Genomic DNA, 21,852 nt, shown 5'->3' with positions numbered 1-21,852 from the left:
TAGCGGATAGCAGTGGTAACTGGACGATAGAAAGTAATGAAATAGATATCTCAGCGCTGGCAAATGGCACATTGGTCGTTACTGTCACTCAAACTGACGATGCGGGTAATACATCATCAGCATCCATCAAAAATATAACGTTAGACAACACTACCCCAAGTGCACCAAGCATTACAACACCAATAGAAGGTGATGGTTTGGTTAACGCAGCAGAAGACGATAATGTCTTGATTGAAGGCACAGGCGCTGAAGCCAATGCAAGTGTCACTGTCAGTATTAGTGATGGAGCAAATAGCTTAAGCCAAATGATTACAGCAGATAGCAACGGTTCTTGGTCACTGTCTGGCTCGGAGTTTGATGTTAGTACATTTAATAATGGCACTTTAACCGTTACAGCTAGCCAAACAGATTCTGCAGGCAATACATCCAGCGACGTAAGTGAAACTGTCACCTTAGATAATGAATTGCCTAGTGTTGTTATTAATAGCTTACAAACTAATGATATAACCCCTGCGCTAAGCGGCACAGTTGATGATGTTGAAGCCACAATTTCGGTTACGCTGGATGGGCAAAATTACGATGCCGTCAATAACGCAGATGGTACTTGGATCTTGGCTGATGATACTGTTTCAGCTTTGGCTGACGGTACATATGATGTTGAAGTCAGTGCTACTGATGCTTTTGCTAATGTGGCAACCGATTCGACAACGGCTGAGCTAGAAATTGATGCAACCAAACCTTCGGGCTTTAGCATTGATATTGAGCAGTCACTGATTGATGCTTCAAATGATACAGCAATGAGTTTTGTATTTGCTAACGCCGAGCTGGGTACAAGTTACCAAGCGAGCGTGAGTGACGGTACAAACACAGTCAGTGTATCTGGCTCGGTTGACGCTGCGGATGCACAAGTAACATCCATTGATGTTTCTGGATTAGCCGAAGGCAGCTTAATCTTAAGCGTTAGCTTGACAGACAGTTTTGGTAATCAAAGTGATGCTGTCACTGATACGGTTGATAAGTTATATCAAAAAGCACCTGAAATTGTTGAAGGTACAAGTGTTAATGTGGTTATGAGTGAAGACGCCAGTCCGACGCCATTTGCATTAACCTTAAATGCAACGGATGCAAACAACGATACTTTATCTTGGTCTGTGCCAACTGGCGCAGCAAACGGTTCAGCTTCAGTTGATACTTCGGGCAATAGCGTTGCGGTGAATTACCAACCTAACGGTAATTTTAACGGCAATAATAGTTTTGTTGTGCAAGTAACAGATGGCATTGATACAGCGAATATTACTGTAAATGTGGTGGTAAATGCTCAAAACGACGCGCCATCTATCTCAGGTACGCCAGCAATCACGGTTGCAGAAGACAGCGCATATAGCTTTACGCCAGCAGCAACAGATATAGATAGCAGTGATTTAACCTTTAGCATCAGCAATGCGCCAGCATGGATTTCGTTTGATACTAGCACTGGCGGGTTAACCGGTACCCCAACTAACTCGGATGTTGGAACGACAACTAATATCCTTATTAGTGTGACTGACGGATTAGCCACCACGAGCTTGGCTGCGTTTGACTTGACAGTCACCAATGTCAACGATGCACCAATTGGGCAGAATATCAGTGTAACCACATTAGAAGATCGCAGTATCACCATTGAACCAACAATCAATGATGATGATGGTGACTCACTGACCTTAACGATAGAAAGTACTCCAAGCAAAGGTGTGCTAAATCAAGCTGGTGCTGGTTGGCATTATCAACCTACTGAAAATGCTAACGGCTCAGATAGCTTCACCTATACAGTTTCGGATGGTCAAGTATCGTCGCAAGTCTACACTGTCAACATCACAATCACGGCAGTGAATGATGTACCAGTTGCAATCGATGATTTGATTGCGCTTGAGCGTGTGGAAAATGACGCCTATACACTGGATGTACTAACCAATGACTTTGATGTAGATGGCGACTCGTTGATTCTCGAAGGGGCAAAAGCCAGTGTGGGCAGTGTGACTATCCAAAATGGCCAGTTAGCCTTCCAAGCGCCCGATAACTTTATTGGTAGTGCAAGGCTGACTTACTCAGTAAGGGATGGCAATAAAGGTCGAGCCAGCGCAGTTGCAAATGTCACTATTACTGGTGATATAACAACAGAGCCGCCAACTATTACTGTACCTGCTGACAAAGAAGAGAATGCATCTGGTTTAATTACCAAAGTAGATTTAGGGGTTGCAACAGCTGTTGATGCGCAAGGTAATCCATTACCTGTGTCTTTGGTCGATGGGGTAACAGTGTTTGCACCAGGACAACATATTGTTTATTGGCAAGCTGAAGATAACCAAGGTAATTTAAGTACAGCACAGCAGCAACTGGCGGTTCATCCGCTTATTTCACTGAGCAAAGATCAAGTTGTCCCAGAAGGAAAAACCGTTACTGTCAGGGTGCTATTAAATGGTCCGTCACCAGTTTATCCGCTGGAAATTCCGTTCACCGTCAGTGGTACTGCAACTGAAAACGACGACCATACATTAACTGATGGCACTGTGATTATCACATCGGGTACACAATCGAGTATCACCTTTGATGTGCTAACCGACGCAGAAGTTGAAGTAGATGAGGACATTGTTATTACTTTAGGTTCGGCTGATAGCTTGAATCTAGGGGCTAAACGCGCAAGTCGTATTCGTATCAGTGAAGCGAATATTGCGCCAAATGTTAGTTTGGCAGTTGCGCAAAACGATGAAAATAGACTTACAGTTACAACTGATGGCGGCTTGGTACGTATCACGGCACAAGTGTCAGATCCTAATCCGGCAGACACTGTGACCACAGAATGGAAAGCAGACAATAGTTTAGTTAATAGTAGTGTTGACGACTTATTGTTCGAGTTTGACCCATCTGGTTTAACTGAGGGTATTTACAAAGTGAGCTTTGAAGCAATAGATACTGGCTCACTAAAAGACAGCGAAGCTGTCTATATTGACGTGCGTGAATCATTACAGGCACTGACTGACGCAGATTCGGATGGAGATTTAATTCCTGATAACGAAGAAGGTTATGCCGATTCAGATGGAGATGGTATTCCTGATTTCCAAGATGCGATATCTGACTGTAATGTTGTGCCTGAGGAAATTTCTCAGCAAGATGGTTTCTTAGTTGAAGGTGATCCTGGGGTATGTTTACGCCGTGGCACAATATCGGCGCTTGGTGAGTCCGGTGGTTTATTAGTCTCTAACGACGAAGCGGCTAGCTTAGGTGTGGATGACCAAGCCCAGGTGATTGACGGCTTAGTTGACTTTATCGCATATGGTTTACCAGAAGCGGGTCAAACCTATCAATTAGTTGTGCCACAACGTAGCCCAATTCCACAAAATGCGATTTATCGTAAATATAGTGAAAGCCGCAATGAGTGGTTCACCTTTGTTCACGAAGAAAATGGTGACAATAAACTCTACAGTACTGAAGGTGAGCCTGGTATTTGTCCACCACCAGGTGATGATACTTGGGTGGAAGGTTTAAATGCAGGCCATTGGTGTGTGCAGTTAGTCATCAAAGATGGTGGCATTTACGACGATGATAATGAAGCAAATGGTGCAATTGTTGACCCAGGTGGGGTTGCAATTGAACTCAACGGTAACCAAATTCCGGTTGCTGTAGACGACGCAGCTGAATTGCGTTGGAACACCAGTATGGTTATTGACGTATTGTCAAATGACTCCGATGCGGATAACGATGCACTGCGTATCACCAGTGCCACAGCAAACTTTGGTCAAATTACCGATATGTCGGGTAATAATGTTACTTACCAGCCAGGCGTAAACTATGCTGGCCCTGATACAATTACTTACGCGATTACCGATGACCAAGGCGGTACAGCGTCTGCCAAGGTTGCAGTAACAGTACTGCCGAATAGAGCGCCAGTCGCCAACGCGGATAGTGCATCAACCACGCATAAACAAAGTATTGTTATTGATGTTTTAGGCAACGATACAGACCCAGATGGGGATGAAATTAGTTTGTTAAGTGTCGAAGCGAGTCAGGGCTCTGCTGAAATACAAAATGGACAAATTGTTTATACGCCAACTATAGGTTTATCGGGGCAGGTGACTGTTTCGTATCGCATAGAAGACATCTATAACCTAGTTGCCAATAGTACAGTGACTGTAGATGTTTCGGGCAATAACGCACCTGTAGCTGCAGACGATGCGATTTCAATTGATGGAAGTCAGTCGGTTGATATCGAGGTATTGGAAAACGACACAGATGTAAATGCGGATACATTAACGCTTGAGTCTGCCTCTGCAACTTATGGCAGTGTGACTATTTTGAACAATAGATCTATTCGATATGTACCGCAAGCAGGTTATGCGGGCGTAGACACAATCACTTACACAGTCTCTGACGGTTATGGTGGTTCAGATACAGCAAGTGTGACTGTCAATATTTCTGGTCCAGAGGTGATTACTGTGACCAATAAATCTTCTGGTGGTAGTGTTTCTGGATGGGCGTTAGTGAGCTTAATGCTGATGCGATTACGACGTACACTTTTCAGAGCAAAAGGAAATAAATAATGAAATTTGTTTTAAAAAGCTTAAGTTTATTCCTTATAGCGGCTTCGCCGCTATGTGCCCAACAACTGAGCACTTCTGTTGGTGTTGGTTATGCCAGTACTGACTTGCAGACTGGGCATGCAGACATAATAAAGCGCGATGACTCTGCGACTAGTTGGCAATTTGGTATTCATTATCAGTTTGACAAATTACGTGTCGACTTAAACTATGTTGATTTAGGCGAAGGGCAGGTCACTTTAGAATCAGCAACTTATACACCAGATGAATATCATCAGACGGTTAAATCCGTTTCACCGATATTATCATCTGGGTATGCTTTAGGATTAGCGCTACCGATTGCGAGTGATGCTCAATGGAAACTAAATGCACAGATGGGTATGTTCATTTGGGAAAATGAAATTGTTAGTGTTCATTCTCAAGGTGGGCGCTTAAAAACGACACAGCACGGCTCAGATGCTTATGTTGGTGCTGATTTTAGCTACCAGTTGATGGAACAAGTATCGGTTGGGGTGGAGTACAGGTTATATACTTTATCAGAATCTATAAATAACTTGTCGTTGCAGGCTAAATATCATTTTTGATGTTTTAGTGGAAGAGAATAGGCACGATTGCTAAATCAATCGCGCCTACTTAATTTACTTACAAACCAGCTGCCGCTTTTAAAGCTTCAGCTTTGTCGGTTTTTTCCCATGGGAATTCTTCACGACCAAAGTGGCCATATGCAGCAGTAGGCTGATAGATTGGACGCTCTAAATCTAACATCTTAATTAAGCCATAAGGACGTAAATCAAAATATTCACGTACTAATGCAACTAATTTATCTTCATCTAACTTGCCTGTGCCAAAAGTATCAATACTGATAGAAGTTGGCTCAGCAACACCAATTGCGTATGAAACTTGAATTTCACAACGGTCAGCTAAACCTGCTGCAACAATATTTTTTGCAACATAGCGGCCAGCATAAGCAGCACTGCGGTCAACTTTTGATGGATCTTTACCAGAGAAAGCACCACCACCATGACGCGCCATACCGCCATAAGTATCAACAATAATCTTACGACCTGTTAAACCACAGTCGCCCATTGGCCCACCAATTACAAAGCGGCCAGTTGGGTTAATGAAAAACTTAGTATTGGTTGACAACCACTCAGCAGGTAATACTGGCTTGATGATTTCTTCCATTACAGCTTCACGCAAATCTGCAGTTGAAACACTGTCACAATGTTGAGTTGATAAAACAACTGCGTCAATTGCAACAGGTTTGCCATTTTCGTAAGCAAAAGTTACTTGGCTTTTTGCGTCTGGACGTAACCAGGGTAAAGTACCGTTTTTACGCACTTCCGCTTGGCGTTTTACTAAACGGTGTGAATAAGTAATAGGCGCAGGCATTAAAACTTCGGTTTCATTACTTGCATAACCAAACATCAAACCTTGGTCACCAGCACCTTGGTCTTCTGGGCGAGCACGGTCAACACCTTGGTTTATATCAGGTGATTGTTTACCTATGGTATTTAAAATGGCGCAAGAATCAGCATCAAAACCCATATCTGAGTGGGTATAACCAATTTCACGTACGGTTTTACGGGTTAATTCTTCAATATCCACCCAAGCGCTGGTGGTTACTTCACCACCGACCATTACCATGCCGGTTTTTACGTAAGTTTCACACGCAACACGCGCTTGTGGGTCTTGTGCCAAAATAGCATCTAATACCGCATCAGAGATTTGATCGGCAATTTTATCCGGATGACCTTCTGATACAGATTCAGAAGTAAATACGTGTCTGGCCATGTTTTAGTCCTAGTCGACGAATTTTAAATAAAGATGGGCTAATTTTAATCGTTAATTGATAATTTGCAAGTCTTTACGTCTAGACGTCTAAACTGCTAAAGTGTTAGTTGTTATTTTTCGCATCTAATTTATGAATTTTTATATAGTCATACTTATTCTTTTGTCGGCAGCTTTTGTGCTAGAATACGCGCAGTTTTTCGGCAGGTAATATTCGCCAATATGTCATATTTGTGAATTATTATGCTGGCTATAAGTGATAAATATTTGCACTTAAATAGTGGCTGGTAGAAAATACCCGCCGGTTTTAGTCTGCCAACCGTCTAGGTACATAGCACACATAGGTTGGCACACAGTAAAATTTATATACTCACATAAATACAGGTTATCTTAAGGAGTTAACATGGCTTCACGCAAAGAACTTGCTAATGCTATCCGCGTACTAAGTATGGATGCGGTGCAAAAAGCAAAATCAGGTCACCCTGGTGCCCCTATGGGTATGGCAGACATCGCTCAAGTTTTATGGTGCGATTTCTTAAACCACAACCCACAAAACACTAAATGGTCTGATCGTGACCGTTTCATCTTGTCTAACGGCCATGGTTCAATGCTTATTTATTCATTGTTGCATTTATCTGGTTACGATTTACCAATGGATGAATTGAAGCAATTCCGTCAATTACATTCTAAAACACCTGGTCACCCAGAGTACGGTTACACAGACGGCGTTGAAACAACAACAGGTCCTTTAGGTGCAGGTATCTCTAACGCTGTTGGTTTTGCAATTGCTGAAAAAACTTTAGCTGCACAATTCAACCGTGAAGGCCACGACATTGTTGACCATTACACATACTGTTTCTTAGGTGACGGTTGTTTAATGGAAGGTATCTCTCACGAAGCATGTTCTTTAGCTGGTACTTTAGGTTTAGGTAAATTAATCGCATTCTGGGATGACAACGGTATTTCTATCGACGGTCACGTAGAAGGTTGGTTCACTGACGATACTCCTAAGCGTTTCGAATCTTACGGCTGGCACGTAATTGCTGGTGTTGATGGTCATAACCCAGAAGCAATCGCTAAAGCAATCGAAGAAGCTAAATCTGTAACTGACAAACCAACAATGATTTGTTGTAAAACTATCATTGGTTTAGGTTCTCCTAACAAATGTGGTAGCCACGACTGTCACGGCGCACCATTAGGTGACGAAGAAATCGCAGCAGCACGTGAATTCTTACAATGGCCACACGCGCCATTCGAAATTCCTTCAGACGTTTACGCTGGTTGGGATCAAAAAGAAGCTGGTGCAGCAAAAGAAGCAGCTTGGAATGCTAAATTCGAAGCTTATAAAGCAGCTTATCCTGAATTAGCAGCTGAATATGAGCGTCGTGTAATCAAAGGTGAATTACCAGCTGAGTTCGCTGAAAAAGCAAACGCATTCATCGCAGAAGTTCAAGCTAAAGGTGAAAGCATTGCTTCACGTAAAGCTTCACAAAACACTATCGAAGCTTTCGGTAAAATTATGCCTGAATTGTTAGGTGGTTCTGCTGACTTAGCAGGTTCTAACTTAACTTTATGGTCTGGTTCTAAAGGTATCCAAGACGACGCAGCTGGTAACTACATCCATTACGGTGTACGTGAATTCGGCATGGCGGGTATCATGAATGGTATTTCATTGCACGGTGGTTTCATCAACTACGGCGCAACTTTCATGATGTTTATGGAATACGCTCGTAACGCAGTACGTATGTCTGCACTTATGGGTATTCAAAACATTTTCGTATTCACGCATGACTCTATCGGTCAAGGTGAAGACGGCCCAACTCACCAACCAGTTGAGCAATTAGCAAACTTACGTATGACTCCACGTATGTCTACATGGCGTCCAGCGGATGCAACTGAAGCTGCAGTTGCGTGGAAATTTGCAGTTGAGCGTCGTAACGCACCAACTTCATTAATTTTCAGCCGTCAAGGTTTACCAGCTCAAGCACGTACTGCTGAGCAAGTTGCTGACATCGAAAAAGGTGCATACGTATTAGTTGATACTGCTGGTACACCAGATGTAATCTTAATCGCAACTGGTTCTGAAGTTGGTTTAGCGGTTAATTCTGCTAAAGCATTAGCTGAAGAAGGTATTCAAGCTCGCGTTGTTTCTATGCCTTCAACCGACGCATTTGATGCACAATCAGCAGAATACAAAGAATCTGTACTTCCAGCTGCAGTAACTAAGCGTGTTGCTATCGAAGCTGCACACGGTGATTACTGGTACAAGTACATCGGCTTTGCTGGTGCAACTGTTTGTTTATCTACTTTCGGTGAATCTGCTCCAGGTGGTGACTTGTTCAAGCACTTCGGCTTCACTGTTGAAAATGTAGTAGCGACAGTTAAAAAATTAGGCTAATTTAGCCACTAAAATGATAAAAAGGCAGACTTGATCTGCCTTTTTTGCGCTTGGAGAATCTAACTATTATTCGCATTGCTATTAACGGATTTGGCCGTATTGGTCGAAGTGTTGTTCGAGCCATATTTGAATATGGATTAGAAGACCAGTTTAAAGTTGTTGCTATCAACGAATTAGCTACGGCAGAAGCTATGCTACATTTGTTGAAGTACGATACCTCGCATGGCCGTTTTAAGGCTGACGTTTCAATTGAAAATAATCGGCTAAAAATTAACGATTATTGGGTGCACTTATTACACGAAGCAAACACAGCTCATTTGCCTTGGGATAATTTAGGGGTAGATGTGGTTTTTGAATGTACTGGCAAAATTGGTTCATTTGAAGAAGCTTTTGTTCATGTAAGGCAAGGTGCAAAAAAAGTGTTATTGTCGCATCCAGGTGATTCTAGCATTGAAGCAACTGTTGTTTATGGGGTTAATCAAGATATTTTGTCGCGACGTCATCGTATTGTGTCGGCAGCATCTTGTACCACCAATGGTTGTGTGCCAGTGATCACTTGTTTAGATGATGCTTTTGGTATTGAAAGTGGTTCGGTGACAACGATTCATTCGGCAATGAATGATCAATCAGTTATAGATTCTTTTCATTCTGATTTACGTCGAGCGCGCGCCGCAGGCGAATCTATCATTCCAGTAGATACACGACTCGCTGCTGGTATTGAACGGATTTTGCCTAAATTTCAGCGCCGCTTTGAAGCCATATCAGTGCGAGTGCCAACTGTTAATGTAACGGCACTGGTAATGAGTGTTACAGTGGAAAAATCTGTGCGAATTCGCGACGTAAATGAAGTGATTAAACAAGCAGCACAAGGTAAACTGAAGGGGATTTTGGACTACACGGAAGCCCCGCTTGTTTCGATAGACTTTAATCACGATCCACATTCGTGCATACTCGATGGTACACAAACTCGAGTCAGTCATAACAAATTGGTTAAGGTATTAATTTGGTGTGACAACGAGTGGGGTTACGCAAATAGAATGTTAGACACTTGCCGTGCCATGTTTGCGGCAGAATAAACATATACATAATAAATTGGAGACACGATTATGTCAGTAATCAAAATGACTGACCTGGATTTACAAGGTAAACGCGTATTAATTCGTGAAGACTTAAACGTTCCTTTGGACGATGCAGGCAATATTACTTCTACTGTGCGTTTAGACGCTGCAATTCCAACTATCCAACAGGCATTGGATAAAGGCGCAGCTGTATTGGTAATGTCTCACTTAGGTCGCCCGACTGAAGGCCAATACGAAGAAAAATATTCATTAGCGCCTGCAGTTAAATATTTAGCTGAAAAATTATCTGCACCAGTTTCTTTAGCAAAAGATTATTTAGACGGTGTAGAAGCTAAAGCAGGTGAATTAGTCGTTTTAGAAAACGTACGTTTTAATGAAGGCGAAGGCTCTGATGATGATGCATTAGCGAAAAAACTAGCAGCTTTATGTGACGTATTTGTAATGGACGCATTTGGTACTGCGCACCGTGCACAAGCTTCAACTCATGGTGTTGCTAAGTTTGCACCTGTTGCTGCTGCTGGCCCATTATTAGTGAACGAGTTAGACGCATTAGGCAAAGCATTAGGCAACCCTGAGCGTCCATTAGTTGCTATTGTTGGTGGTTCTAAAGTTTCTTCTAAATTAGCTGTATTAGATGCATTCTCTAAAATTGTTGACGTATTAGTTGTTGGTGGTGGTATTTCTAATACTTTCGTAGCTTCTGCTGGTAACGAAGTAGGTAACTCTTTATACGAAGAAGATTTAATCCCTGAAGCTAAGCGTTTACGTGATACAACTGAAGTAATTTTTGCAACTGACGTTCGTACAACTAAAGAAGGTTTTGGCGACTGGAACCACAATTCAGTGACTGAAACTAAACAAGCAAATGAAATTCAAGCCGACGAAGAAATTATCGACTACGGCCCAGAGTCTGCTGCGCGTGCTGCTGAAATTATCAAATCTGCTAAAACAATCATTTGGAATGGTCCTTGTGGCGTATTCGAATTTGATGCGTTTGCTAAAGGTACTGAAGTGGTTGCTCGTGCAATTGCTGAGTCTGACGCTTTCTCAATCGCAGGTGGTGGTGACACTTTAGCTGCTATCGATAAGTGGAATTTAGCAGATAAAATTTCTTACGTTTCAACTGGTGGTGGTGCTTTCCTTGAGTTTGTTGAAGGTAAAGAATTACCAGCTGTTAAAATATTAGAAGAAAGAGCTAAAGCTTAATATTTAGCTTAACTTTGCTTTTATCCAAACCCCAGCTTGCTGGGGTTTGTTGTATCTGGGGCTTGTTGTATCTGGGTTAGTGCAGGAGGAAAAATGGAACCGTTTAAAAACGTCTTTAGTATAAAACTGATTAAACATATTGCGGCACAAATTGAGCTATATGATCAAGCTTTTAATAAATCTCAATTTATCGAGCTAGCGGCTAAGGATTTAGAGCAGCTTGAACTCAAACAGCGTAGTCAACAAATCTATCAAGCATTGCAACAAACCCTTCCTTCAGACTACCGTGAAGCTTGTGAAATTTTATTAAAAACGCTCGCGCCAGTAGATGAGTCTTCAGAACAAATTCATTTTGATAATAGTGCACAAGGTATTCGTGGTTGGGCTATTATGCCGATGGCCGACTTTGTCGCTTTGCATGGTTTAGATGATATTGAGTTTGCCTTGTTAGTTTTAAAACAAATGACCAAACGTTTTTCTGCCGAGTTTGCCATTCGTTATTTAATTGAGAAAAATCCAGAGTTGGTGATTGCAACATTGCAAACTTGGCTAGATGATAAAAATCCGCATGTGCGTCGACTAATTTCGGAAGGTACCAGGCCAAGGTTACCTTGGGGTATACGTTTGGGCTTTTTTATTGAAAAGCCACAACTGACTATTCAACTATTAGAACAACTCAAAGACGACGACAGTGAATATGTGCGTCGTTCTGTTGCCAATCATTTAAATGATATTAGTAAAGACCATGCAGATTTGATAGTAAATTTAACCGAAAACTGGCTAGCTGATGCTGACAAAAATCGTCAAAAACTTTTAAAACACGCTTGTCGTGGATTAGTTAAACAAGGGCATCAAGCAGTGTTAGCTGCTTTTGGCTTCGGCGAGCCTCAAGTAAAAGTGATAGCCGGGCAAGTATCGCCAAAGCAGATTGAATTGGGCGGGCAAGTTGAAATAACCATGGAGCTTATTTCAACAGCAAATAAACCACAAAATTTAATCCTAGATTATGCGGTACACCACCAAAAAGCGGCTGGGAAAACATCCGCCAAAGTGTTTAAGTGGAAGCAACTAAGGTTACAACCAAAGCAAACTCAGCAACTGAAAAAAATTCATAAAGTCACAGCTGTAACTACACGTAAATATTATTCGGGTGAACACAAAATCGATATTTTGTTAAATGGGCAAGTGCTAAAAACAGTGAGTTTTGACTTGTTAGTACCATAAATATTGCAAGAGCTAATATTTAATTGCTAGGAGCTCTGCTCAGTATAGGTGGTGCTGTGCTATTGCTATGAGGTGTGTAACTTCTAATGGCTTACGTATATAATCACGCCACTTTGATTTAACCTGCAAGCCGACACTGTGACTTTTGTATATAACCCACCACAAACGCCTTATCTACCTATTTTGTACCAAGACCAAGACATGGTGGTGTTTAACAAACCAAGTGGTTTATTGTCAGTAAAAGGCAAATTGCCCGAACATTGGGATAGTGTAGAGTTACGTGCTGCACGTGTATGGCCAAAAATTGGTGTAGTACACAGGTTAGATATGGCGACGTCTGGTTTAATGGTGTGGGCTTTACATAAAGAAGCACATGGCAAGTTGGCTAGGCAGTTCCAAGACAGGGTGACCAAAAAAACTTATATCGCCCGCATTTATGGCAAAGTTGCAGCAGAGCAGGGGTTAATTGAATTACCTCTTATTTGCGATTGGCCGAATCGACCAAAACAAATGGTTGAGTTTAATCGTGGTAAACCTTCAACAACTTATTGGCAAGTTGAAACATACGAAGAAAATGCCACGAGGGTTAAACTTTTCCCGATCACAGGCCGATCGCATCAACTTAGAGTTCATATGTTAAAGCTTGGCCATCCTATTTTGGGTGACAGGTTATATGCTCATGATAATGCTTTGGCTATGGCTAACAGGTTGCAATTGCATGCAGAAACTTTGTTTTTGTATCACCCAATGACAGGTGAGCCTATGAACTTTACTGCACCTTGCCCGTTTTAATATGATAGGTATAGGTAATCCCCAAGCAAATATTCACTTGTGTTTACAGCACAGACCGCCAATTGCACCATACCCAGCGTTGCAGGCTATGCATTATCTGCAAATAGGTGAATTGGCAGAGCTGGTTGGTCAATGTTCGAATAATTGGCGTAAGGTGTTTAATTGTTACGCTAAGTTATTATTTGAACTAGATACCTTAGGTTTTGCCAGTTGGCAAGATTATCGAGATGCTCATCTGTTGCAACCGGGATGTCAGCATTCTGTTTTGTTTGCGCCAGCACCGCTTGAATTTAAACAAGATCCGGATTGTGTTTATATTATTGCCGGTAAAACTTATGCTGCCACTTTAACATTGCCTGAACTTGAATGGTTGTCGCCTTCATTTGCTATTAACCATAAACACAGAATTATCGTATCACCCTATTTTGATTATCGGCAGTTAACCAATGAAAAAACACTGCAGTTAGCGGGATTGATTCGGCAAATTGGTTAGCCTTTTCGACAAGTTTAGTAGTTGGTTTGCTTCAATATTCGATAGTATGCGGATTATGAAAAAGGGCGAAATCGCTGCTTAATCTGTGCTACATATGGAAACTACTAGCTTTCTAGTCGCTGCGCAAAGCGAGTTAAACAAGGTCAAGGTGGTTGAGATATTTTTGAAAAATCGCTTCAAGGCCATCCTGGCTCGCTCTCACACGGCATCCATGCCGAGTTGACGTTTTTCAAAAACAACCTCAACCACCTTTCCCGCAATTTTATTGCTTTTCTTGTGAGGAGTCGCAGCTTTGAATTGTTTTTATCAAGCAACGCCGCCGCGATATATTAGTTCGAGAAAGCCTGCTCGAAATGCTAACTTTCTAAAACTTCTTTATCAGGGATGATAAAGCAGAGCTTCCACGGATGGATTTACAGCGTTTTTAGAAAGTTATGCTTCGAGTGGGCTTTGGTACACGGCTCTACCAGCGTATTCCAGAATAAAGAGCACTGTAATAGCTCGATACTTATACTATAGTTTAGCCACTAACCGCCGATAACCTAACTAAGCAAGGTAACCATAAATCAGGTGATTTATGCGAGTTTTTACATCATTCATTATATTCGTGTGTTTATTTGCAATTGCGCTGCGTAGTTATGCAGAAGAAACATCAGCAGAAGCTTCAACTGAGGTTGCTACTGAAGAAGGCGCAACAGCGCCAACCGCCATTCGACCCAAACACATATTGCCGCCGTCTGAATACCAAGTCGCGTCAAACGACTTACTCAGATATGCGCCAGAAGCAGAGATAAAATCACTAATGGCAGGTGAAAGCCAGTTTACTGCGTTAATTAGTGAACAAGATGGTAGTGTTATTCGAGGCAGCGCTTTGTTGCTACCTGATATCAGTTTGCACCCTAATCAATCAGCCACTTTTTACCAATTGCGTTATGCGCTCAATCAATATGGTTGGATCAGTGTAGCCGGTATTATGCCAGAGATAATGCACCAACAACTCAAAGATGAGCAGCAACTCAAACAACTGATTGACCGCCCAAATAACACGCTTGATGTGGTTTTAGAGGATACGCAAAAACAATATATCAACCAACTTCAGCTGGTTATGTCGAGTATGTTAGATGAAGCCTCAGCGTATCCAGGACTTATCATGTTGGTGGCGCAAGGGGCAACAGCAGGTTGGTTGGTTGAAGGTTTGGCATCGCAGCAACTTGAAATGCCAGACGTATTAGTGCTGATATCACCGTATCTGCCCGATCAAAAACTCAATCAAAAACTACCGGCGAAAATCGCTCAGCTGCCAGTGCCAATTTTGGATGTATGGTCGGAGCGCGACAACCCTTGGGCCAAATCCACTGTATTGGCGCGGAAAAAAGCGAGTAAACGTTATTTAACTATGCATTATCGTCAACGTGAATTATTTGGCTTTCGAGGTTTAGAAACAACAGACGCACGCCTGGGCAAAGAGATATATGGTTATGTAACTTACCTTGGCTGGTAAAAATTCAGGACAGTTAGAAACAAAAAAGGAAGCTAATGCTTCCTTTTAAATGGACTAGTAACACTGGGTTAGTTAATCACTACCGAATAAATCGCGGGTATATACTTTATCCGCAACATCTTCTAATACATCAGCCATGCGGTTGGTTAAAATAACATCAGACTCTTGTTTAAATGTATTGATGTCTTTAATCACTTTTGAGTTAAAGAAGGTGTCTTCTTCCAGTACTGGTTCATAAATAACAACTTGAATACCTTTGGCTTTTATACGTTTCATAATGCCTTGGATAGATGAAGCGCGGAAGTTGTCTGAGCCAGATTTCATAATTAAACGATAGACACCAACTGTTTTTGGACCACGAGCAATAATTGAATCTGCAACGAAATCTTTGCGAGTGGTGTTGGCATCAACAATGGCACGAATTAGGTTGTTCGGCACGTCTTGATAGTTAGCCAATAACTGCTTAGTATCTTTTGGCAAACAGTAACCACCATAACCAAAAGATGGATTGTTGTAATGACTGCCAATGCGCGGGTCTAAACCAACACCTTGAATAATCTGGCGGCTGTTTAAACCGTGGCGCTCTGCATAAGTGTCTAACTCGTTAAAGTAAGCAACACGCATAGCTAGATAAGTATTTGAGAATAACTTAATTGCTTCTGCTTCGGTTGAGTCTGTAAATAATACATCAACGTTTTCTTTTATCGCACCTTGTACCAACAAGTCAGCAAATACCTTAGCACGCTCAGATTGTTCACCAACAATTACGCGAGAAGGGTAGAGGTTATCGTATAAAGCTTTACCTTCACGTAAAAACTCAGGTGAAAACATTAAGTTTTCGCAGCCCAACTCTTGTTTAATTTCAGCAGTGTAACCAACAGGTACGGTTGATTTAATCACCATAACAGCATCTGGGTTAATCGCCATTACATCTTTAATGACCGCTTCTACTGAGCGAGTATTAAAGTAGTTGGTTTCAGGGTCATAGTCAGTTGGTGTTGCGATAACAACGTAACTTGCACCTTGGTACGCTTCTTTTTTATCTAAAGTTGCACGAAAGTTAAGCGGCTTTTCCGCTAAATACTTTTGAATATATTCATCTTCAATCGGTGACTTTTTATCGTTTAACAAGTTGACCTTTTCTTCAACTATGTCTAATGCGACTACTTCGTTGTTTTGTGCCAATAACACTGCATTTGAGATACCAACGTACCCTGTTCCTGCTACGGCTATTTTCATATTTCCGCTCCTAATGCTTCCTGACCTAAGGCCATCTTTTGTCTTTGCTGGCGCAGTGGCCAAAATTTTTAAATTTATAGTTGTAAACGCTACATGCAGTTAAATGAGCACACGCGCTTAGCCGTGTTAAACACGGCCGTATCTATCTTCAAAACGTACAATATCGTCTTCACCAAGGTAAGATCCTGACTGAACTTCAATCAGTTCTAATGGCACTTTACCAGGATTTTCTAACGCGTGAATCACACCAACTGGAATATAAGTAGACTGGTTTTCCGTTAATAATAACTCTTTATCACCATTGGTTACTTTGGCTGTGCCAGATACTACAATCCAGTGCTCAGCTCTGTGGTGATGCATTTGCACAGATAATTTCGCACCAGGCTTTACTGTGATACGTTTAACTTGATAACGAGCACCATTATCAATTGAATCGTATTTACCCCAAGGGCGGTATACTTCACGGTGGAACTGAAATTCGCTGCGACCTTCAGCTTTTAATTGGTTTACGATGTTTTTAACATCTTGCACCTTATCTTTAGCTGCAACCATAACCGCATCTTTAGTGTCGACTATGACTAAGTCTTCAACACCAACTGTTGCTACCATGCGGCCTTCAACCGAGCCATAGACCAAACAGTTTTTGGTATTTTCGCCGATAAAGTCGCCACGCACGGCATTGCCGTTGTCATCTTTATTATTCACTTCCCACAATGCTGACCACGAACCAACATCATTCCAACCTGCATCTAATGGTACAACCACAGCCGCGTCAGTTTTTTCCATTACCGCATAATCAATTGAATCATCTGGGCAGGCTTCAAAAGCCTCTTTATCTACACGAACAAAATCTAAATCAGCTGCTGTGTTACCAATGGCTTTTTTACAGGCTTCTAAAATAGCAGGTTGGTATTTAGCGAGTTCAGCTAAGTAACGGCTCGCTTTAAACATAAACATACCACTATTCCAGTAGTACTCACCGCTATTTAAATATTCGGTTGCTGTGGCTAAATTCGGCTTTTCAACAAAACTATCTACTGCGTAAGCTGTGTCTACCGCGTTGCCTCGTTTGATATAACCATAACCAGTTTCAGCATGAGTTGGCACAATACCAAAAGTCACCATCTTATCTTGTTTGGCAAGAGCTTGGGCTTTATCAATAGCAGCTAAAAACGCATCATTGTTTTGAATAACATGGTCAGCGGCTAAAACTAATAGTAGAGGGTCTTCACCATTTGCAGTTGCTTGCAATGCTGCAAGTGCAATAGCAGGGGCTGTATTGCGGCCAACTGGCTCTAAAATTACTGGGCTTTGCAGCGCTTTAATCGCTCTAAGTTGCTCTGCCACCATAAAGCGGTTGTCTTCGTTACAAATTACCAGAGGTGCTAAATGATCACTGCCTTTTAAGCGCAATACAGTTTCTTGTAACATAGAGTTATCGCTTGCAAGCGGTAAATATTGTTTTGGGTAAGCTGAGCGAGAAAGGGGCCATAAACGCGAGCCAGAACCGCCCGCCATCACAACTGGTAGAAACATAAAAAGAGTCCTTGAAATGCATCAAATTGTTATTGTTTAAATATAAGCACAGATGCTAACACGTATTGTGGGCGACCGTAAGCTTGAAAACATGACATTTACCACAGATGTTTAAATTTAGCTTACATACTTTACTGAGTTAGATTACAGGTAAGACCTCACCACTATAAACAATAAAAATTGTGCACATTAATTTACAGCAAGATTTGCTTCTGCTATCGTAACGCGCAATTAAATTGGTATTACCAATTATCCTGTGCACGGAACAACATGAATTACCAAAAAATACGTCAACCTAAATTGGCTGATGCCATCCTACAACAACTTGAGACTATGATCCTCGAGGGCAGTTTATTGCCAGGACAAAAGCTACCACCTGAGCGTGAGTTGGCTAAACAATTTGACGTATCTAGACCTTCTTTACGCGAAGCCATTCAAAAATTAGAAGCCAAAGGTTTAGTATATCGCCGTCAAGGCGGTGGTACTTATGTTCATAATAAATTACAGAATGCTTTAGTCGACCCTTTATTTGAATTAATCTCTGCAAATCCTGAAACTCAATTTGATTTATTAGAATTTCGTCATGCACTTGAAGGTATTTCAGCTTACTACGCAGCCCTTAGAGGTACAGAAGCTGATTTCAATCAAATTAAAGCTGCATATGAGTTGACGAAGACGCAGGCACAATCCACAATTTCTGACCAAGTTGATGCTTTATATCAGTTTTATTTATCAATTGCTGAAGCATCGCATAATTTAGTGATTGTTCATTTAATTCAGGGTATGGCTGCACTGATTAAGAAAAACATAACGCAAAATTTAGAAGTACTATCTGTTAAGCCGGATATATTACCCAGCTTAGACAAGCATAGAGATTCATTGATGGTTGCAATTCTAGCGCGCGATCCAGAATCAGCGCGTTTAGCGTCGCACCATCATTTGTCTTTCATTGAAGAGTCTTTACTTCAATTAGGGCAAGAAGAAAACCGATTGCAGCGTGCAATGCGACGTGTGCAAAAAGAACTAAAACACTAGCTGGCTAAGGTATAAACCAAGGGGTTTATCAAAGTTAAGCCTAACGATAAAGGAAAATGATATGTCTGACGTCCTTAATCATGATGTTGATCCGCTTGAAACGGGCGAGTGGTTAGACGCACTGGAGTCTGTACTTAAAGAAGAAGGTCCAGAGCGTGCTCATTACTTGATTGATCAATTAATTGAGACTTCTCGTCGCAATGGCGCTCATTTGCCATTCAATGCGACAACAGCTTACTGCAATACAATTCCTGCTGGCCAAGAGCCTGCAATGCCGGGTGATCCTGCATTGGAAGCGCGAATTCGTGCAGTAATCCGTTGGAATGCAATGATGATGGTTGTTCGTGCATCTAAGAAAGATTTAGAATTGGGTGGTCACATTTCATCATTCCAATCGTCTGCAATGTTGTACGATATAGGTTTTAACCATTTTTTCCGTGCACCAAATGACAAAGACGGTGGTGACTTAGTTTATTTCCAAGGTCATATTTCACCAGGTATTTATGCACGTTCATTTGTTGAAGGTCGTTTATCGGAAGATCAGTTAGATAACTTCCGTCAAGAAGCTTTCGCAGATGGTTTATCTTCTTACCCACATCCTAAATTAATGCCTGATTATTGGCAGTTCCCGACAGTTTCTATGGGTTTAGGTCCGATGCAAGCTATCTATATGGCTCGCTTCTTAAAATACTTAACTGACCGTGGGTTAAAAGACTGTTCAGAACAAACTGTTTACTGTTACTTAGGTGATGGTGAAATTGATGAGCCAGAATCATTAGGTGCTATCGGCCTTGCTGCTCGTGAAGAATTAGACAACTTAGTATTTGTGGTTAACTGTAACTTACAGCGTCTTGACGGCCCTGTACGTGGTAACGGCAAAATCATCCAAGAATTAGAAGGCACATTCCGTGGTGCTGGTTGGGATGTCACTAAAGTTGTTTGGGGTCGTTATTGGGATCCACTATTCCAAAAAGACCACAATGGTTTATTACAAAAGTTAATGGATGAAACCGTTGACGGCGAATACCAAAACTTTAAAGCTAAAGGTGGCGCGTTTACACGTGAGCACTTCTTCGGCAAATACCCAGAATTAAAAGAAATGGTTGCTAACATGTCTGACGAAGACATTTGGCGTTTAAACCGTGGTGGTCACGATCCAGTTAAAGTTTACGCAGCTTATGCAAAAGCAAAAGCGACTAAAGGTCGTCCAAGTGTAATCCTTGCTAAAACTGTAAAAGGTTATGGTATGGGTGAAGCGGCTGAAGGTAAAAACATCGCGCACGGTGTTAAGAAAATGGATCTTGATGCGATTCGTTATATGCGTGATCGTTTTAATGTACCAGTATCAGACGAAGATTTAGAAAAATTACCTTACTATCGCTTCCCAGAAAACAGCCCAGAATATAAATATATGATGGGACGTCGTGAAGCTTTAGGTGGTGTAATGCCGGTACGTCGTGAAAACTCTTCAGTTGAATTAGAGTTACCACAGTTAGACGCATTCAAAGCAACCACTGACGGTTCGAAAGGTCGTGAAATTTCAACTACTATGGCTTTTGTACGTGTATTAACTGCCTTGTTGAAAGATAAGAAAATTGGCAAAAACATAGTGCCAATTATTCCAGATGAAGCTCGTACTTTCGGTATGGAAGGTTTATTCCGCCAAGTGGGTATTTATGCGCACGAAGGCCAAAAATATACCCCACAAGATGCTGACCAAGTAGCTTACTACCGTGAAGACAAAAAAGGTCAAGTATTACAAGAAGGTATTAATGAACTAGGTTCAATGGCTTCTTGGGTTTCTGCTGCTACTTCATACTCGCATGCAGACTTACCTATGATCCCATTCTACATCTACTACTCAATGTTTGGTTTCCAACGTGTAGGTGACTTAGTTTGGGCTGCCGGTGATTTACAAGCACGTGGTTTCTTAATCGGTGGTACTGCTGGCCGTACAACACTTAACGGTGAAGGTTTACAGCACGAAGATGGTCATTCACATCTACATTTCGGTACTGTACCTAACTGTATTACTTATGACCCAACTTATGGTTATGAGATTGCAGTTATTGTACAAGACGGTATCAAACGTATGTACGGTGACAACGAGAACATTTTCTACTACATCACAGTAATGAACGAAAACTATGTACAGTTACCTATGCCTGAAGGTGTTGAAGAAGGCATCAAAAAAGGTATGTACAAGTTAGAAACTGTTGCGCCGAAGAAAGCTAAAGCATCTGTCAGTTTATTATCTTCAGGTGTTATTTTAGAAAGAGCGCGTGCAGCGGCACAAATTCTTGCTGAAGATTATGGCATCAGTTCAGACGTTTACTCAGCTACTTCATTTAACGAATTAGCACGCGACGGTTTAGATTGCGAGCGCTGGAACATGCTTCACCCTGACGCAGAAGAACGTGTACCTTATGTAACTGAATTGTTGAAAGATGCACAAGGTCCAGTTATTGCGGTAACTGACTATATGAAACAATACGCTGATCAAATTCGTGGTTTTGTCCCAACAAACTACCGTGTATTAGGTACAGATGGTTTCGGTCGTTCAGATAGCCGTGAAAACCTACGTAAGCACTTTGAAGTTAATGAACACTATATCGTAGTTGCTTCATTATATGAGTTGGCTAAACGTGGTGAAGTTGATAAGAAATTAGTTGCTGAAGCAATTGCTAAATTTAATATCGACGCAGACAAGATTAACCCGCTTTACGCATAAGGGCTAACATAGGAAAACGATATGGCAAATATTAAAGACGTATTGGTCCCTGATGTTGGGAGCGATGAAGTAGAAGTTATCGAATTATGTGTTGCTGTTGGCGATACAATCGAAGCTGAAGACGCGCTGATCACGGTTGAAAGTGATAAAGCATCAATGGACGTACCTGCGCCATTTGCAGGTAAGGTTGCGGCTATTAAAGTAGCGGTTGGCGACAAAGTATCTGAAGGTACTTTGATTGTGCAAATCGAACAAG

15 protein-coding genes are annotated in these 21,852 nt (G+C 41.6%); 12 read left to right on the top strand and 3 right to left on the bottom strand.

From position 1 onward, the window contains the following. Both WSC_RS23675 and WSC_RS0120980 read left to right on the top strand, forming a co-directional pair. Positions 1-4,574 (top strand): Ig-like domain-containing protein (locus tag WSC_RS23675; protein WP_193352322.1); only part of this gene is annotated, 4,574 nt, incomplete at its 5' end. Next, entirely contained in the window at positions 4,574-5,155 is a 582-nt protein-coding gene (locus tag WSC_RS0120980) for an outer membrane beta-barrel protein (protein WP_020477111.1), read from the top strand. The genes WSC_RS23675 and WSC_RS0120980, both read left to right, overlap by 1 nt. Positions 5,156-5,213: 58 nt before the next feature. Here WSC_RS0120980 and metK read toward each other — a convergent pair whose 3' ends face one another. Then, positions 5,214-6,365: a methionine adenosyltransferase gene (gene metK, locus WSC_RS0120975; protein WP_016957926.1), complete on the bottom strand. Its 1,152-nt coding sequence runs from the start codon at positions 6,363-6,365 to the stop codon at positions 5,214-5,216. 400 nt (positions 6,366-6,765) lie between these two features. On the opposite strand from metK, the gene tkt reads away from it, so the two are divergent. From tkt to WSC_RS24525, 7 genes are all read left to right on the top strand, one after another. After that, entirely contained in the window at positions 6,766-8,760 is a 1,995-nt protein-coding gene (gene tkt, locus WSC_RS0120970; RefSeq protein WP_016957925.1) for a transketolase, read from the top strand. A gap of 50 nt (positions 8,761-8,810) precedes the next feature. Continuing rightward, positions 8,811-9,836 (top strand): erythrose-4-phosphate dehydrogenase, encoded by a 1,026-nt coding sequence (gene epd, locus WSC_RS0120965; protein WP_016957924.1) that lies wholly within the window; start codon positions 8,811-8,813, stop codon positions 9,834-9,836. A 30-nt stretch (positions 9,837-9,866) separates the two neighbouring features. Further along, positions 9,867-11,045, top strand: a complete 1,179-nt coding sequence (locus WSC_RS0120960) for a phosphoglycerate kinase (RefSeq protein ID WP_016957923.1) — start codon at positions 9,867-9,869, stop codon at positions 11,043-11,045. Positions 11,046-11,138: 93 nt separating this feature from the next. Next, complete coding sequence (locus WSC_RS0120955) at positions 11,139-12,269, top strand: DNA alkylation repair protein (RefSeq protein WP_016957922.1); 1,131 nt, start codon at positions 11,139-11,141, stop codon at positions 12,267-12,269. Positions 12,270-12,407: 138 nt separating this feature from the next. Further along, positions 12,408-13,061 carry a bifunctional tRNA pseudouridine(32) synthase/23S rRNA pseudouridine(746) synthase RluA gene (rluA, locus tag WSC_RS0120950; RefSeq protein ID WP_016957921.1) on the top strand — a complete coding sequence of 218 codons (654 nt, stop codon included), beginning with the start codon at positions 12,408-12,410 and terminating at the stop codon, positions 13,059-13,061. A gap of 1 nt (position 13,062) precedes the next feature. Continuing rightward, the gene (locus tag WSC_RS0120945) at positions 13,063-13,554 is read left to right on the top strand and encodes a DUF6942 family protein (RefSeq protein WP_016957920.1); all 492 of its coding nucleotides are present in this window, start codon (positions 13,063-13,065) and stop codon (positions 13,552-13,554) included. 577 nt (positions 13,555-14,131) lie between these two features. Beyond that, positions 14,132-15,055, top strand: coding sequence for a DUF3530 family protein (locus WSC_RS24525; RefSeq protein ID WP_082196230.1), 924 nt, complete (start codon positions 14,132-14,134; stop codon positions 15,053-15,055). Between the two features lie 72 nt (positions 15,056-15,127). Here the strand turns inward: WSC_RS24525 and WSC_RS0120935 are convergent, their stop codons facing one another. Beyond that, positions 15,128-16,294 (bottom strand): nucleotide sugar dehydrogenase, encoded by a 1,167-nt coding sequence (locus WSC_RS0120935; RefSeq protein WP_016957918.1) that lies wholly within the window; start codon positions 16,292-16,294, stop codon positions 15,128-15,130. A gap of 126 nt (positions 16,295-16,420) precedes the next feature. Beyond that, the gene (locus tag WSC_RS0120930; protein WP_016957917.1) at positions 16,421-17,830 is read right to left on the bottom strand and encodes a mannose-1-phosphate guanylyltransferase/mannose-6-phosphate isomerase; all 1,410 of its coding nucleotides are present in this window, start codon (positions 17,828-17,830) and stop codon (positions 16,421-16,423) included. Between the two features lie 270 nt (positions 17,831-18,100). Here WSC_RS0120930 and pdhR point away from each other — a divergent pair, with 270 nt between their 5' ends. The 3 genes from pdhR to WSC_RS25440 form a co-directional block, all read left to right on the top strand. Continuing rightward, positions 18,101-18,865: a pyruvate dehydrogenase complex transcriptional repressor PdhR gene (pdhR, locus tag WSC_RS0120925; RefSeq protein WP_016957916.1), complete on the top strand. Its 765-nt coding sequence runs from the start codon at positions 18,101-18,103 to the stop codon at positions 18,863-18,865. 61 nt (positions 18,866-18,926) lie between these two features. Beyond that, the gene (gene aceE / locus WSC_RS0120920; protein WP_016957915.1) at positions 18,927-21,596 is read left to right on the top strand and encodes a pyruvate dehydrogenase (acetyl-transferring), homodimeric type; all 2,670 of its coding nucleotides are present in this window, start codon (positions 18,927-18,929) and stop codon (positions 21,594-21,596) included. A 21-nt stretch (positions 21,597-21,617) separates the two neighbouring features. Beyond that, positions 21,618-21,852 (top strand): biotin/lipoyl-containing protein (locus tag WSC_RS25440; RefSeq protein ID WP_040395432.1); only part of this gene is annotated, 235 nt, incomplete at its 3' end.

Origin of the sequence: Catenovulum agarivorans YM01 (assembly GCF_000281085.1) — a bacterium.
Lineage (GTDB): Bacteria > Pseudomonadota > Gammaproteobacteria > Enterobacterales > Alteromonadaceae > Catenovulum > Catenovulum agarivorans.
Note: the sequence above shows the minus strand (reverse complement) of the source record. Positions and strands in the feature narration are given on the sequence as shown.